Annotated in this window: 15 protein-coding genes and 1 pseudogene; 11 read left to right on the forward strand and 5 right to left on the reverse strand. The window is 61.9% G+C overall.

The genetic code is table 11. The annotated features are described in order from the left end of the window. Positions 1-38: 38 nt before the first annotated feature. The 5 genes and pseudogenes from BM297_RS20555 to BM297_RS21710 form a co-directional block, all read left to right on the forward strand. Positions 39-4,385, forward strand: coding sequence for a PAS domain S-box protein (locus tag BM297_RS20555; RefSeq protein ID WP_092435521.1), 4,347 nt, complete (start codon positions 39-41; stop codon positions 4,383-4,385). A gap of 289 nt (positions 4,386-4,674) precedes the next feature. Beyond that, positions 4,675-5,460, forward strand: a complete 786-nt coding sequence (locus BM297_RS20560) for an inositol monophosphatase family protein (protein WP_092435524.1) — start codon at positions 4,675-4,677, stop codon at positions 5,458-5,460. 210 nt (positions 5,461-5,670) lie between these two features. Beyond that, complete coding sequence (locus BM297_RS20565; protein WP_092435544.1) at positions 5,671-5,856, forward strand: hypothetical protein; 186 nt, start codon at positions 5,671-5,673, stop codon at positions 5,854-5,856. Continuing rightward, on the forward strand, positions 5,849-6,019 hold the full coding sequence (locus tag BM297_RS21960) for a hypothetical protein (RefSeq protein WP_175526706.1): 171 nt from the start codon (positions 5,849-5,851) through the stop codon (positions 6,017-6,019). The genes BM297_RS20565 and BM297_RS21960 overlap by 8 nt, the downstream gene beginning before the upstream one ends. A gap of 102 nt (positions 6,020-6,121) precedes the next feature. Continuing rightward, positions 6,122-6,359 (forward strand): annotated as a pseudogene (locus BM297_RS21710) (helix-turn-helix domain-containing protein); the annotation flags it as partial. Positions 6,360-6,913: 554 nt separating this feature from the next. On the opposite strand, the gene BM297_RS20575 reads toward BM297_RS21710, so the two are convergent. Next, positions 6,914-7,195, reverse strand: a complete 282-nt coding sequence (locus BM297_RS20575; RefSeq protein WP_092428604.1) for a metal-sensing transcriptional repressor — start codon at positions 7,193-7,195, stop codon at positions 6,914-6,916. A 112-nt stretch (positions 7,196-7,307) separates the two neighbouring features. Here BM297_RS20575 and BM297_RS20580 point away from each other — a divergent pair, with 112 nt between their 5' ends. The 6 genes from BM297_RS20580 (at position 7,308) to BM297_RS20605 (ending at position 10,447) form a co-directional block, all read left to right on the forward strand. Continuing rightward, complete coding sequence (locus tag BM297_RS20580; protein ID WP_092428655.1) at positions 7,308-7,679, forward strand: hypothetical protein; 372 nt, start codon at positions 7,308-7,310, stop codon at positions 7,677-7,679. A 51-nt stretch (positions 7,680-7,730) separates the two neighbouring features. Continuing rightward, the gene (locus BM297_RS20585) at positions 7,731-8,465 is read left to right on the forward strand and encodes a HupE/UreJ family protein (protein WP_092428602.1); all 735 of its coding nucleotides are present in this window, start codon (positions 7,731-7,733) and stop codon (positions 8,463-8,465) included. A gap of 12 nt (positions 8,466-8,477) precedes the next feature. Then, entirely contained in the window at positions 8,478-9,152 is a 675-nt protein-coding gene (locus BM297_RS20590) for a transmembrane anchor protein (protein ID WP_092428600.1), read from the forward strand. 79 nt (positions 9,153-9,231) lie between these two features. Next, on the forward strand, positions 9,232-9,468 hold the full coding sequence (locus BM297_RS20595) for a hypothetical protein (RefSeq protein ID WP_092428598.1): 237 nt from the start codon (positions 9,232-9,234) through the stop codon (positions 9,466-9,468). A 168-nt stretch (positions 9,469-9,636) separates the two neighbouring features. Continuing rightward, a complete protein-coding gene (locus BM297_RS20600; RefSeq protein WP_092428596.1) occupies positions 9,637-9,987 on the forward strand; it encodes a DUF3147 family protein in 351 nt (116 codons plus the stop codon). Between the two features lie 16 nt (positions 9,988-10,003). After that, on the forward strand, positions 10,004-10,447 hold the full coding sequence (locus BM297_RS20605) for a YqaA family protein (RefSeq protein WP_092428594.1): 444 nt from the start codon (positions 10,004-10,006) through the stop codon (positions 10,445-10,447). Between the two features lie 50 nt (positions 10,448-10,497). On the opposite strand, the gene BM297_RS20610 is transcribed toward BM297_RS20605, so the two are convergent. The 4 genes from BM297_RS20610 to BM297_RS20625 are packed head-to-tail and all read right to left on the reverse strand — an operon-like array spanning position 10,498 to position 15,618. Then, positions 10,498-10,923, reverse strand: coding sequence for a TetR family transcriptional regulator (locus tag BM297_RS20610; RefSeq protein ID WP_092428592.1), 426 nt, complete (start codon positions 10,921-10,923; stop codon positions 10,498-10,500). Beyond that, positions 10,920-12,794 (reverse strand): site-specific integrase, encoded by a 1,875-nt coding sequence (locus BM297_RS20615; RefSeq protein WP_092428590.1) that lies wholly within the window; start codon positions 12,792-12,794, stop codon positions 10,920-10,922. Before BM297_RS20615 ends, BM297_RS20610 begins: the two co-directional genes overlap by 4 nt. Next, a complete protein-coding gene (locus BM297_RS20620; protein ID WP_092428588.1) occupies positions 12,791-14,470 on the reverse strand; it encodes a hypothetical protein in 1,680 nt (559 codons plus the stop codon). The genes BM297_RS20615 and BM297_RS20620 overlap by 4 nt, the downstream gene beginning before the upstream one ends. Beyond that, the gene (locus BM297_RS20625; RefSeq protein ID WP_092428586.1) at positions 14,470-15,618 is read right to left on the reverse strand and encodes a tyrosine-type recombinase/integrase; all 1,149 of its coding nucleotides are present in this window, start codon (positions 15,616-15,618) and stop codon (positions 14,470-14,472) included. Before BM297_RS20625 ends, BM297_RS20620 begins: the two co-directional genes overlap by 1 nt. Between the last annotated feature and the right edge of the window lie 161 nt (positions 15,619-15,779).

Below are 15,779 nucleotides of genomic sequence, written 5' to 3' on the forward strand. Positions count from 1 at the left end.
TGCCCAACCAGACAACTTCCTCATACACGTAGCAGACCATGTGCAATAAAAAAATGCTGTCCCGTCCGCTGCTCCTCACCACCGGAGCGATGTTGGCGAAAGTGAATCTGCACGCGGCTGGACTCTACGTCATGGCCGGCATGTTGGGCATCCTTCTGGCCCAATCCACGGGGTACGCCGTACCGATATGGCCGGCGGCAGGTATGGCAGTGGCGGTACTGCTGGCATGGGGGCTGGCCTGCTGGCCAGGCCTCTGGCTGGGCGGCCTGCTGATTGAATTGTGGCTCGAGCCGACACTGCTGGGTGCCAGCCTGGGTATCCTGACCGCCGCTGCGGCGACCGTCCAAGCATTGCTGGCTGCGTGGCTGGCGAGACTCTACCTGCAAGGCTCCTGGCCATTTTCCCGCGACTTCGGTCTGGCTTTGTCGCTAGTGTCCGTCGGCCCCTTGACCTGCCTGGTGGCCCCCACCCTTGGCACAGTCATCCTGGTTGCGGGTGGTCGAATTGCCAGCGAGAACCTTTTCAGTGAATGGCTGCTCTGGTGGGTCGGCGACACACTGGGGGTGTTGCTATTCGCGCCGCTGATCCGGCTGCTGTGGCCGGGTAAGCACCCTTTCCGGCTGGCCGATGGGAGCAGCTACCGCTTTGCGATGCCCCTAATCGTCACTTCGGCCCTGTTGGCGACAGGCCATATCGGTTTGGCACAACTGGAGGATCTGCGAGCCAAAAACGAGGCGCATCGGGTGATGGAGGCAATCGGCGACGATGTGGCCCAGGAGATCACTGAAACGCTGTTGCCGTTGGAAGGACTCGCGCACTTCTTCGCGGCCAGCGAGGAAGTCACCCAAGAAGAGTTTCACGAGTACTCCCGCAGCTTTGTCAATCGCGCAGCTCTGCTGTCAGTGGACTGGGCTCCGCGCGTAGGCTGGACTCAACGTGGCGAATTCGAAGCCAGTATGGCTGCTGCAGGCTTTGCCGGCTTCCGTATCAGCGAACTGGATAGGCACGGACAGTTGCAGCCGGCAGGCGAGCGTCCGGAGTACTACCCCATAGTGTTCACTGAGCCATTGGCCTCTGGCGGTACGGCCGTGGGGCTCGACCACGCCTTTGAAAAATCGCGACGTCAGGCCCTGGAGCTCGCTCGTTACAATGGCCGGGCCATCGCTTCTGAACAGATCAGTCTGGTACGCAGCGAGCGCCAAGCCACCCTGGTCTTCATTCCTGTCTGGCGACTTAACCAAGGCCGTCTGGATGAAGAGCTGAGCGGCTACGTGGCAGGCATCATTGATATCGAAAATCTGTTCGCCCCGCTGCTTGCCAAGGCCAGGAACAACGACTTCGGCGTGCGTATTGCGGACATCACACCGGGAACCTCGCAGCATGTCTTCATGGACCTGCTGCCAGCCGGTGTCGAACCAACCTGGCATCGAGACCTTCAGGTCGAGGGCCGTACCTGGCGGCTGGAGATGGCCTCCCATGGCCCGCTCCGCCAACCAGGATCGACTCAGGAGGAACGCTTGTTCCTGGGGTTCTCCATGGCCACAGCATTTCTCGCGGTGTTCGCCACCCTGGGTAGCGCCGGGCGGCAGGCTACCGTGACCCGCCAGGTGCACGAGCGGACGGCGCAGCTGCATACCAGTGAAGAGCGCTATCGCCGCCTGATCGAGCTGTCCCCCTTCGGCATTCTTGTGCAGTGCGGTGGCCGCTGTGTCTTCGTCAATGCGAGCGCCCTGACGATGTTCGGCGCCCGTTCCGAGGAGGAAATGCTGGAACGCCCGCTCCTCGATTTCATTCATCCGGACAGTCACGAACTCATGGGTGAGCGCTTGGCCCGGCGCGCAGCCGGGGACCCCATCCAAGATGCCGCTGTGCTGCGATACCTCCGCCTGGATGGCTCCTCCTCCTGGGTGGAGATCACCTCGGCGGCCTACCAATGCGAGGGACGCCCCGGCTCACTCCTTCTACTCAATGACATCAGTGCCCGCATCCATGCCGAAGAGCAGCGCGACCGCATCTTCTCGCTCTCTCTCGACCTGCTGTGCATCGTTGGCAACGACGGCTATTTCCAGACCATAAACCCTGCTTTCACCCGCATTCTGGGCTGGAGCGAAGAGGAGCTCCTCAGTCGCCCGCTGATCGATTTCGTACACCCCGATGACGTCGAGGCTACCCAGGCAGAAATCGCACGACTGGGGCAGGGGGAAAAAGCCATCGGCTTCGAGAACCGCTACCGCTGCAAGGGCGCCTCCTGGCGCTGGCTGGCATGGAAAGCCGTGCCGCAACCTGGCGGCCTGATGTTCCTCACCGCTCATGACACCACCACACAGCACCGCCATGCCGAACAACTCGGCGAGCTGAATGCCCAGCTACAGCAGAGGGTCGCTGAACGCAGCCGGGCACTCGCCGATCTGCAGGCCAAGGAAGAAGAGATCCGTGCCGTGCTCGACCATCTGCTCGAGTGCGTGATCACCATCGACAGCCGTGGCATCGTGCAAAGCGTCAATCCGAGCATCGAGCCGCTGTTCGGCTATACACCGACCGAACTGATCGGTCGCAACGTTTCCATGCTGATGCCGCCCCAGCTGAGTGAAAGTCATGACAATCGCATCGCTCATGCCATCGCTCGCTTTCAGCAAAGCAGTGAGCGGCACGTCACAGGCCTCACCCGGGAGGTAACCGGTCGGCACAGGGATGGACACCCAGTCGATCTGGAAATCAGCGTCTCCGAATACCAAGTGCATGGTGAGCACTTCTTCGTTGGCACGCTGCGCGGCATCCGCGAGCGTAAGGTACTGATCGCCAGTCTGACCCAGGCGCGTAAGGATGCCGAACAGGCCAGCCGCGCCAAATCGGCTTTCCTCGCCGCCATGAGCCATGAGATACGCACACCAATGAATGGCGTGATCGGCCTGATCGACGTGCTAGGCCGAGATCGTCTGCCTCCGCATCAGGCTGACCTAGTGATGACCATCCGCGACTCGGCGAACACCCTGCTCGCCGTGATCGACGATATCCTCGACTTCTCCAAGATCGAGGCCGGCAGGCTGGAGATCGAGCAAGCCCCTGTACCTCTGGTCGAACTGATCGAAAGCCTCTGCGGTACCCTCGGGCCACTGGCCAGCTCGCGCGGCGTCGCCCTGGAGCAGGACATCGCCCCCGAGATACCCCGCTGGGTCCGCTCCGATGCCATACGCCTGCGGCAGATCCTCTACAATCTGATCGGCAATGCCATTAAGTTCTCCGGTGGACGCAGCGAATGCCTCGGTCAGGTCGTGGTGCGCGCCTGCCTCGCCAGCAGCGATCCGCTGCGCGTGGCCATCGCAGTGGAGGACAACGGCATCGGCATCGCCCCCGAGCATCAGGCCAGCCTGTTCAACCCCTTCACCCAGGCGGAGTCCTCGACCACCCGCCGCTTCGGCGGCAGCGGCCTCGGCCTTGCCATTTGCAAGCGCCTGACGACTCTGATGGACGGCGAAATCACGGTCGCCAGCACCCCGGGCATCGGCAGTATCTTCACCATCACCCTGCCCCTGATAGCAATCGACGCCCCGCCAGGGAGCGACGGCGGACGGGTACCGATGAGGGAATCGGCTATGCCGACCGATATTGCAGCCAGCCGGCGAATCCTGGTGGTTGAGGACGAGGCCGTGAACCGCAAGGTCATCCAGCAGCAACTCACCCTGCTCGGCTACCGCTTCGAGATGGCCTGCCATGGCGTCGAAGCTTTGGCCATGTGGCGCCTCGGCGGCTACGATCTGGTGCTCAGCGACCTGCACATGCCGGAAATGGACGGCTACCAACTGGCCGCATGCATCCGCCGCGAGGAAGGCCCCGATCGCCACATCCCCATCCTGGCGCTGACCGCCAACGCGCTGCGCGACGAGACCACACGAGCCCACGCTGCCGGCATGGATGACTACCTGACCAAACCCATTCTCTTGCACGATCTCGAGGCCGCCCTAGTCCGCTGGTTGCACTGGGAAGCGGTCGCCGAACGAGACACACCATCAGCGGCAGACTCCCCCAAGGAAGCACTCCTGCTCGATCCGGGCGCGCTGACCACACTGGTCGGCGACAACCCAGAGATGATCCGTGAAGTCCTCGGCGACTATGGAGAGGCACTGGGCGACCTGACGCCGCAATTGCAGGAGCACTTTGCAGGCAACGACCTCGAGGCGATTGGCGCCCTTGTCCACCGGCTAAAGTCATCGTCCCGCGCCGTGGGCGCCGCGCGTTTGGGGCAGCTGTGCACAGCACTCGAGCAGGCCACCAAGGACTGCGATGGCGCCGCGCTTGCTCGCGGCATCGCCGAATTCCCCTCCCTGCAAGCCGCCACGGCCGCGCGGATCGAACAGTTGCTTCAGGAAAAGAACGGTCAGGCATGACCACGAGGTAATCCCTATGAGAATTCTGGCCGACGACGACGTCCACTTCATCTGCAGGCTGCTGGTCCGCCAACTGAAGCTCCTAAGATGCGAGCAGGTGATCGGCATCGATCGCGGCCTTGCTGGGTAGAGCAACTGCCGCGCGTCCTCGGTGGCGTAGCTCTCATCATCCTGAGAGCGGATCAGCCTATGCAGATGGAATAGCTCGATAATGCGGCCATCCGCTCCCGCTGCCTAGTACGCCGGACAGTGCAGTCCCAGCGCCAAACATCAATCTCGAGACAAGCTCATGCTGAATGAAGTCATCTCTTTGGTTATGCGCGCCGGAGCGCTCATCGCCGCCGAAGCTGCACGGCCAGGTGGCCCTCGCGGGGCGGGAGACAAGGCGGATATCGACGTCGAAGTGGAGATCCTGCTGCGCGAGGGGCTGCTGCGACTGCAGCTGGGAGACTTCTGGGGAGAGGAAACGGGAAGCGCGCTGACTGGGGCGAGCCATTGCTGGGTGGTGGACCCGAACGATGGCACCACTGATTTCCTGGCGGGTAGGCCTGGCTCGGCCATTTCCGTTGGCCTTCTGAAAGATGCCCTACCGGTGCTGGGCGTCGTCTATGCGCCAGTTACCACGCGCGGGCCTGACTGCATTGCCTGGGAGCTCAGCATGACTGGCCTGCTGCGCAATGGCCGACACATTTGCCCCAATCTGGACGCACGGCAGCTCGACGCTAACTCGGTGGTGTTCGTCAGCACGGCCGCCGACCAGCAACCAGAGCTGAACACCGAGCTCTGTGCTCCGGCGCGCTTCAGCCCGATGCCCAGCATCGCCTATCGGCTCGCGCGCGTGGCCGCCGGCGATGGCATCGCGGGGGTTTCGCTCTATCCTGTATCTCCGCACGACGTGCTCGCCGGCCATGCCCTCCTCAAGGCTGCTGGCGGTGACTTGCTTGACCAAGACGGCCACCCGATTCGTTATGACGACCTGAACAAACCGCTGTGCCGCAGCTGTTTCGGTGGCAATCTGGCGGCCAGTCAACACTTGGCTGCACGCCCTTGGCATCAACGGCTTTCGATCCCCTGACGCCCTGAGCGCCCCGTGCTCCCCACAATGGAGGGCGGTCGTGCGTGTACTTCAGCCGGCACCCGCCCGAAGCGGAGGACGGCGTGGCTTTCAAAGCTCCGCAGCCGGCTTCAGGAAATGGGCTGGCAGCACAGCTACATTCAGCTTGAGGGGGCTGTAATCACTCAGAGACTCTTAACATCTCGGGACACAACCCCGGATGAGGCAGGCATGAAGCGCAAGAAAGTCTCTGACAAGCACGGCATGATCGCGAAATTCACGGAAGAGGCCCTACGGTTGGGCGGCGGTGTTTCAGCCAACCAACGCCACTTCATAAAGGCAGCTCTTGCCCATGGCAAAACGATGGAGCCTGCAGGTCGCCTCGCGAGAACCAATAGGGAGTGCAGCCATGACTGACCAGCCCAAGCAGGAAGCCGTCACCCTTAGCGCCGAGGCCTACCAGGCACTCCTCGACGAGCTGGAGGATCTCCGTAGCGAGCGTGTTGTGTGTGATCGTATAGCCACCATTCGCGCCTCCAAGCTGCTATCCATAGAAGAAATGCGAACCCGCCTTCGTTGATGCTTCGGCGATCCAGGCTGGTCCTGACTGTTGGCGAGCGGTCATACTCGGAAGCCATCGCCGATATGGCCTGTACGACCAGTTCAATGCGGAGACAGGGCGATGAACATCAAACCGATTCTTTCCGAGGAAGACCTATCCGCAGCCCTTGCCCGCATGGATCAGCTGTGGGGTGCCGAGATCGGTACACCCGAGGGCAATGAGCTGGATGCTCTGGCGTCGCTGATCGAGATGTACGAGGCCAAGCTCTACCCGATGCCACCAGCAGATCCCATCCAGACCATCAACTAAATTCCGCATGGACCAGCGGAAGGTGACTCAGCAAGATCAGAAGTCATTCAGCGAGTCGAACAAGTGGCCAGCGGCCATGGATGGACTCACATCCCGGCGGCGGCAACGAGGTCACCACATAGACCCGTCGCTCATTGCCGGCGGCTACCAGAAGCCCCTCGATGGCCTGGCCCTCCCCCAGGTCGAACCAGTGCGAGACGCCGGCAGGGTCCTTCTCCATGAATTCTGGAGCCTTGCTAACTGTTAAATTTAGTTTGTCCTTTAAAAATCAATGACTTACTGATTTTAACTTTTTCGCGTTTTTCGCCTTCGATGCGGCCATCGGTGATCTGGATCGCTAGCGTTCTGCTAGGCATCAGGGGCCATTTGGCACAGCGCTCTCCACGGCGCATCCTTGACAGCCCTTGCACAGGGCCCCCATGGCCCCTCTACCCCCGGTACAGGACCTTCCGAGTACAGTACGTCCAACACCACTCGGATACTCAGCAAGAAGCCCTGGCGGGGGAAGCTCATCCTTTTGCCTGTAGCTCGTACCATGGCAGTAGGCTTCCCCCGCTCTTGTACTATTTTCAGCTCGCTTGCCGAGACTCAGGATGACCCGGTCTACAAATACCGGGTGATCTGTTTGAACTCGTCCAGCGAAACATGTCCAACGTTCGCGATGCCATTCAAGGCGTGCTCCAGGCAGTGGTCGATGTGATCCTGGATCAGGGTGCGCTTGGCCTGGCACACGGCTTTTTCCACCGCATGCAGTTGCTGGGCGACATCCACGCAGGAGCGCCCTTCCTCGATCATGGCGATGACACTGCGCAGGTGGCCCTCGGCGCGCTTGAGCCGTTTGATGATGTCGCCGTGACTCTCATGGTGGTGATGATCTTCATGCATGACTTGAGCCCGCTGTCCGTATGATCTAGGCTTGCATCCTATCCCCTGGGGGAGGATGCTTCAAAGCCGCTTAATGGCCCGCATGCTAGCCCCCAGGCGTTCCGAGATTGATATGTTCAGCCAAACCCTCAAGATCAAGCTGGTGTTTGCGCTGCTCCTGGCCATGGTCGTGGCATGGGGCGGGCACGCGGCTGCCTGGCTGACCAACTCGTCTCATCCTGCGTTCGAGCCAACCGACCATCACCACCACCAGCATGAATACGCTGGCGATGAGCAAGTCGGTGCTTGCGTCCTGTGCCAGTTGCAGCATGAACACTCCCCGCTGAGTGCCGACCATCTGCACGAAACGCCATACCCTACCTCGCTGATCAAGGTGCACACATTGGCTGAGCGCAGCCAAACGCTGGTCGCACCTCGCCATTTCCTGCCCGCTAGCCCGGTCTTTCTGATCGAGCGCCCGCCCCGTCCGAGTTTCGTGCTCTGACGTCGGTCGCCTCCACGGCGGCCCAAGACCACTGCAACTTAGGACTTATCCATGCATTCGCAATCCCTGTGCGGGGTAGGTGCGCTTGTCGCGCGCCTGCGCCGTTCGTTACTGCTGCCGCTGCTCAGCGCCCTGCTGTTCATGGCCGCCCCCGAAGCCCTCGCCCATGGCGTGGCCGAAGGTGACAAGGGCTTCATCCAGGAAAGCTCGGGGGTGATGCTGCTGCCGTTCATCTACATGGGCGCCAAGCACATGATCACCGGCTACGATCACCTGCTGTTCTTGTTCGGGGTGATCTTCTTCCTCTACCGTCTCAAGGACGTCGGCCTGTACGTCACCCTGTTCGCGGTCGGCCACTCGGTCACCTTGCTGCTCGGCGTGCTGATGGAGATCAGCGTCAGCGCCTATGTGATCGACGCCATCATCGGCTTCTCGGTGGTGTACAAGGCGCTCGACAACCTGGGGGCCTTCCAGCGCTGGTTCGGCTACCAGCCGGATACGCGGACGGCCACCCTGGTGTTCGGCCTGATCCACGGTTTCGGCCTGGCCACCAAGATCCTCGATTACCAGATCGCCGCTGACGGCCTGATCCCCAACCTGATCGCCTTCAACGTCGGCGTCGAGATCGGCCAGCTGCTGGCCCTGAGCGCCATCCTGATCGCCATGGGCTACTGGCGGCGCACCGCCGGCTTCTGGCGCCACGCCTACACCGCCAACGTCGCCATGATGAGCGCCGGTTTCCTGTTGATGGGTTACCAGCTCACCGGCCTGATCGTGTCCCAGTAAGGAATTTTCTTCATGTTCAATAATCAACGTCCTGATACCAACGACCTGCCCAGCACCGCCCAGCTGCTGCGCTCCACCGTCATCGCCCTGATCACCGCCGGCGTCCTGCTGGTCACCGTGGTCATGCCTTCGGAATACGCTCTCGACCCCACTGGCGTCGGTCGTGCCCTCGGCCTGACGCAAATGGGTGAGCTGAAGGCAACCCTGGCGCAGGAAGCGGCGGCGGCGGAGGCCGCACAACCGGTCGCGACCGCCCCGGCACAGACTCAGCCCCCGGTGCAGCCAGCCCCTCAACAGCCGGTCGTGGCGGTAGCCGTGGCAGAGCCAGTTGCACAGCCGGTTGCAGAAGCCAAACCAACGCTGAAATCCGACGAGCTGACGCTGACCCTGAAGCCGGGTGAGGCCAGCGAGGTCAAGCTGGAAATGCTCGACAAGGCAACGGTCAGCTATGAGTGGTCAACCAACGGCGTGCCGGTCAATCACGACACCCACGGCGAGCCCTACAACGGCCCCAACGGCTATTTCCACAGCTACAGCAAAGGCAAGCAGGTGAAAGGCGACAAGGGCGAGTTCAGCGCCATCTTTGACGGTACTCACGGCTGGTTCTGGCGCAACCGCAGCAATCAGGACGTGACCATCACCCTGAAGACCACCGGTGAATACCTGAGCTTCAAACGAATGATGTAAGAGCTCCGCCCCTCCCTCCACGCGGTGGGAGGGCATCTGCTTCACCCCCACCATGAATTCAATGATTGAGGACTACCCAATGAAAACCACCACTACCCTGGGCCGCGCCCTGCTGATGACCTGCCTGCTGGGCCCTCTTTCGGCCTACGCGGCTGAAAGCGAACAAGCCATTGAAGGCAAAGCGTCCAACGTAGCCGTCGAAACCAAGGAAGCAACAGAGATCAAGGACGCCAAGGAAGTCCAATCGAGCAGCCAGAACCAAGGCAACGGCACCGACTACGGTCATGGCCACAGCCATGGTCATTCGCACGACTAACTGAAAACCACCGGATAGCGGACAACGAGATACCTGAAAGTGCCAAGGGTCTCTGGTCAGCTATCCGGCGACGGCCAGCTCGCAAGGGCTGGCCCGTCCGAAGGAGAGCGGGAAAACTCCAGCGCAATCGCGCTACCGCCATTGAGGCCTGACCCCTGGGGGGCATCCATGACCTGGATCATCACCAAATACGCACTGACCGCCGCCGTGGTGGTGCTGGTATCGGAAATCGCCAAGCGCAGCGACAGGCTTGGCGGACTGATCGCTGCCCTGCCGATGATCACGGTACTGACGCTGATCTGGCTCTATGTGGAAAAGCAATCGCCGGAAAAGATCGCCAACCATGCCTGGTACACCTTCTGGTACGTGCTGCCGACTCTGCCGATGTTCCTGGCCTTCCCGGCGCTGCTGCCGCGCCTGGGTTTCTGGCTGACGCTGCTGGCCTGCGTGGTCATCACGGTCGTTTGCTTCGGGCTGTTCGCGCTTGCGGTGCGGCGCTTCGGCATTGAGCTACTGTGATCTGGCCGACTGTTGAATGGAATTGATGGCATTTGCCGGGCTGTTCCTCTCGGCTTTCGGCGCAGCGACGTTGTTGCCTCTGCAATCCGAAGCCGTACTGGTTGGCCTGCTGCTTCAGGCCGAGTATTCCGTTGCAGAGTTGCTGGTCATCGCGACCCTCGGGAATGTGCTCGGCTCAGCCGTCAACTGGTGGCTGGGCACCTGCATTGAGCACTGGCGTTATCGACGCTGGTTTCCCGTGAGTCCGGAAAAGCTGGCTAAGGCCCAAGCCGGGTACCACCGATACGGGCGCTGGTCTCTGTTGCTTAGCTGGGTTCCAGTCATCGGTGATCCACTGACTGTGATGGCGGGCGTGATGAAAGAGCCTTTCTGGAGCTTTCTCGCCATCGTTACCGTGGCCAAGGCTGGGCGCTATTTGGTTCTGACAGGACTCACCCTGGGTGGGTTGCAGTGGCTATGAGTCGAGCGAAGCTTGGCTTGGCTTGGCTTGGCTTGGCGAGGGCATACCTATTACTGGGGCTTCTTGGAGGCTAGATCGACCACGCTACGGTTGTTCAATTTGGCCTTCAGCACCCCGTTCTCGTCCAGCAGAACCTCGTTAATCGAGGCCAGACGGGCGACCTTGGCGCTCAGTTCCTTGATCTCCTGTCGGTACGCTTGCGATTTCTTGCGCTCGGCAATCAAGTCCTGATGCTTCACATCGCGCATGGCGCGGCTAGAGCGCCCCTGAACCTCGCGGATTACTTCGGCGATGCTCTGGTAGTGGTTGTGTATCAGCGCCGTCGAAACGCCCGCCTCGCGGGCTACAGCGGCGATACTGACCTTGGTTTCCCCGCTATGTGAACGCCCCCGCTGGATGCGGTATAGAGCCAGCTTCAAATCCTTCTCACGATCCTCGGCGGGCTTGTACTTGGCTGTCTTGTCCTTGCTCTTCATGCGATTCGTGTCTCCGGATCGATGCCAAGCTGCATGAGTACCTCACGGCTGCGCTGAAGATCGCGCAGGACGCGCTGGCGACCACCCTCGCCAATGTCCAGGCAGTCCAGCAACTCTTTGAGGTCGGTGTAGAGCCGCTGGTAGATGGCCGCATGGCCGCGCCCGATTACGGCATTGTCGCAATCGCCGCAGCGGGTGCGCTCAAGCGTGTTGCCCACACAGCCATCGCTGTCAGCAGTGCACCAAGCATGGCCGTTGCTGCGGATCGCGCTACTCTCGGCAATAGATGTCAGCATCGAGGCGCGATCCTTGAAGATCAGCAAGTTCTCCGGTTCGCGCTGCCAGCGCTTGAGGGCACGACCATAGCCACCGGAAAGGAGCTCGTCGCCCTGCCACGTCTCGACGACGCCGAGCTTAATGTCCTCCAGTTCGGCCTGGATGTCGGCGTATAGCTCGATATCGAAGTGCTGACCCCAGCCCTCGTCCATCGCATAGCCTAAGGTCATGTCCATCGACCAGTGGGCGTAGTGCTCCTTCAGGTAGCGCAGGTCGCCGAAGCGGCTGTGCGCAGCGTAGTTGGCGAACTTGCGACGGAACTGATGGCTGGCAAGATTCCAGCTCAGCCCGCAATCCTTGGCGAATGCCCTGAGGTTGGAGCCCCAAGTGCCATTCGAGAGCGTACGCACCTCTCCCGAACTCACGCCGAGAAAGAGCGCATGGCGGTGCTTCTGCGCCTCGGCGATCTGCGGATCATGCGGGTTGGTCCAGCGCCGCTGCACGATCTCGGCGGCGATTATGGCCTGATAGGGTGCGGCCCAGCGCTCCATCAAGCGCAGGGCACGCACTGCCGCCTTAGGGATCATCCAGTCATGCACGCCTGCATCGGTCTTGTCCGACCGTGAGCGCATCCAGTGGAAGACGTTGCCGTCATCGTCCTGGGTGCGATGGTGCGCGCCGGACTGCACGTTGGCCAGCTCATGATTGCGGCAGCCGGAGGTGCTGGCCAGAACGATGTAGCAGGCCGTGCGCAGGTCGTTCAGCGCCATGTTGAATGCCCTCAGACCGCCCTCCCAACCATGGGCATCCAAGTGACGGTTCTTGGCCCTAATGACACCTTCACTATGCCCCTTACGCTGCGCCGCGAGGGCATCCAGCGCGTCGCGCAGATCAAGCAGTGGCTTGCCGCGCTCGACCTGCTGGTCGGCCCGCTCGAACAGGGTGCAGAACACATCATCGGGGATCAGCGGTGTCTTGCCGCCCCGGACGTCGCCGGTAAGTCCCGCCATCGCCTTCGCGGAAGTCTCGGGCCAGGGATGCTGTGGCATCGGGTCGTCGGTGTACTGGCTGAGTTCATACAGCGCTTCGACGGCGCTGAAACGTTTCTCCAGCGCATTCTGCGACAGCGGCTTGCCCACGGATCGGCTAGTCTGCCGGTGCGCCTTGCAGGCGGCCACATAGGTTGCGCAGACCATAGGCGTCACCGTGCCCAGGTGGTCGAGCTTGAGCGCCTCCAGGTGACGTAGGAATGGTTTTGCAGCAGAGAAACATTGGCGCACCACCATGCCTTTAGGCTGACCTGCCCCTTGACGCCCACGCCGCAGGTAGCGGTACAACATCGCCCTCATCACCGCCCGAAACGCCGGAGGGACGGAGCTGAAGTTCAGCCGCTTCTGGCTTGCGGCCATGTTGCTGGTGAAGCCGTCGAGCTGCCAGGTGTCGTCGCCGTATCGGCTACGTATTACCCACTGCACATCGACCTGAATGGCGTTGATGATCAGCGCGTCGCGTTCGTATCCGGGAAGCCCTCGCACATCGACCGGCTGGGCGGTAAGGGTTGCCCAGGGAAGCGCTGCCAGAGTGTTGCCTCTCATGCAAAGACCTCCAGGCTGACGATCAGATCAACCGACCAGAACGGGTGCGACTGGGTGCGGGCGCGCTCGCGGGCTGCATTCACGGCAGTCGCCTTGAAGGTGCCGCGCCGCAGCCCCTCGGCAACGATGTAGTGGTCGATCAAGCGGGGGATGTGGGCGTACTCCTGCACCCAGCGCCGCTTGTCCATGAGCGAGCGCTCGGCCAGCACGCGGAAGTAGAAGCTGAACAACTTGTGCAGATCCTCGGCGGTCACCGCGTAGTGCTTGCAGCGCAGGCAGTTCATGAAGTTCATGCAAATCGCGCCCTCGCGCTTCGGGGCGTACTGGCCGTTCACCGGGTCGGCGCAGCGGCCCATGGGAGTGTCCCTGTAGGTCGCACCGATGGTTCGAGTCAGCAACTCCTGCACCAGTACCTCGCCCATGAACTGCCAGTTGCGGCGGACATTCGCGTTGGGCGCCAGGTAGTTGCGGTCGGCCACCTGCGGGCTATTGCCGAGGGCCACGGCGGTGACCGCCAGGTCGCCATCGCTCAGCTCGAAGATGCGGTTGGCGAAGGTCTTGCGCAGACGCGAGACGTTGATGCGCAGCGACTGTCCGTCGCTGCCGGTCAGACGATGCTCGGCCACGAGGCGATCTGTCGCCCTAGCCAACATTTTCTCGCTCAACGCCGTGACTTGACCGACCCCCTTACCTTGGCGAGTGCGATACAGCCACACGCGGCCCTTGAGGTCTTCCGGGGCTTCTGCCCCCAGGGGCTCGGTCAGGGCCATCACGCGGCGGATCAGGCGCTCCACGTTGGTTCTCACGCTCGGCGTGGACTCCAGCAGGCGCTCGGCGTCCGACTCGGCGCGCAGCGCCACCTTGCTGGTGTTGTAACCGCGCCGCTTCCACAGCACCAGGAACACGGTGTTGTCCTTGGGGTGTCGGCGCAGGCAGTCGCGGCCCATTTCCAGCAGCGCCGTGGTATTGCGTCCGGTGTGCAGCGCCACGACCAGCAGGGCGAAGGCCAGCAATTTGCCGGTCACAGGCGCGTCGTCGGCCCAAATCGGCTTGATTGCCTGGCGCAGCGCCACCGTGAGCGCTTGCCGCTCGCGGTTGGACAGCGCCGTTTCGCCCTTGTACTTCCGGTTGCTGTTCGGGAAGGGGCTGCGCGGGAAGGTGGCCTCATCGCCGGAGGCAACCAGCGGGATCAGCCCACGCCGCCCCAAGGCGTGCAGCACGGACTTGGTCTGCGTGTACTGGGTCTTCTGAGAGGTAGTCGCCACGCCCTGCCTTGCCATATGGCAGAGATAGCCGTCGATCAGGTCCCGGTTCACATCGGCCAGGGCCAGATCACGGCCAAAAGCCGGCGCCCGCAGCACGCAAAAGTCGAGGAAATTGCGCAGCCCATTGTTGCAGTAGTTAGCCACGGTGCTGGCCGCGACGGCGCCCTCCTGGCCGGCGAGGAAGCGCTCGATCTGGCGCTGGCAGGCGTAGGTGATGGGGGCGATGCCGGCACCGTACCAGCGGGCAAAGTCAAAGCTCCGTGCGCTAGAAGCGTTCCGCCCGAATTTGACCGTGGTGTTCGTCGGAGGGATGGCCTCGGGCAGAATGACGACATTGCCTGTCGCGTCGCGGCTGTGCTCGACTTGCGGGACATCGAGGTCGGTCTTGGCAAATACCTTGCGCTTGCCCATCAGGCCGCGCCCGCCAGTGCGTTCAACTCGTCGTCATAGGCCAGCACCGCCTCGTCGGCCATTTCGTTGACCAGATGCAGGTAAGCCATGGTCGTCTGAATCGAGCTGTGGCCGAGTTGCCGCTGAACGAACACCAGGGGCTCCAGCCCGCTCGAAGGGTTGCGCTGAAGGCTGACCAAGGTATGGGTGGCATAGGTATGCCGGAGCTTGTGCGCATGGGCCTTGATTCCGGCCCGCTTGCCGGCGTCGCGGATGATCCGGTTGAGGCTCTTGCCGTCCTCGCCATAGGGCTCCCCGAACCGGTTGAGGCACAGCGCCCTTTGTGGCGTCTTGCTCAGCGAAGCACGCTCGCCGCGCACCTTCGACACATAGCGGTAGAGTTCGGCCATGAGCTGGCGGCTGACATAAATATCTCGCGGTTTGCTGCCCTTGGTCACCATGCCGCTGCCGTCGAACGGATCGAGCTGAATGCGGAGGTTCCGTTCGGTTCTTCTCGCCCTATCCGGGTCGAAGACATAGGCCAGCGGGAAGGCGGCGATTTCCTCGCGGCGCAGACCCGTATGCAGTGCCAGGCGCATCATAATCCGGTGATGGGGGTTCTCCGCTGCGGCGAGGAGCGCCTTGATCTCGGCCATACTCAGGAACTTGGGCAGGGCCTTGTGGCTACGCGGCATCACATCGTTTGCCATGGCCTTGCCACCACTGGCATCGACATGGGCAAGGACGCCTGTTTCGCACTTCACGCTGCGTTCTTCATAGGCGAAGGGCGGGCGCTGCACCCACCCCTGGCTCAGCGCGAACTCGTAGAACTTGCAGATGTAATGCAGGCGCTGGCGAGTGGTGTTCGGTGCCAGTTCGCACGCCACCAGGCAGTAGTCCCGATAGGCCGCCACAAGGCTCTTGGCCTCACCACGATCAACGTCGCGCCAGTCCAGCTCATGGGCCTGGAGGAAGCTGAAAAAGTCGTACAGCGCTCGACCTGTGCTGGGCCAGGATCGCTTTGAGCCAATGTGGCCACGCAATAGGTAGTGACGAAGGAACAGGTTGGCCGGGCCGCAGCTTTCCATCGAGTCCCAAAGCAGAATCGGGAACCCCGGATAGGGTTGCCCTGCGATCACAAAATCCTCAGTAGCCCAAACAAGCTCCATCTGCAATTCCCCTGCACTGACCAGACACCCAATCCCTTTGTCTGCTCTCACAGAGTTAGGGCCATTAACTGCCCCTCAGCACATCCTCAGGACTATGAGTTCGTAAGGGCGTGCTTCGAACATAGCGGGAATGTAACGATTACAACGCTCCAGACCATGAA

Origin of the sequence: Geopseudomonas sagittaria, from assembly GCF_900115715.1 — a bacterium.
Lineage (GTDB): Bacteria > Pseudomonadota > Gammaproteobacteria > Pseudomonadales > Pseudomonadaceae > Geopseudomonas > Geopseudomonas sagittaria.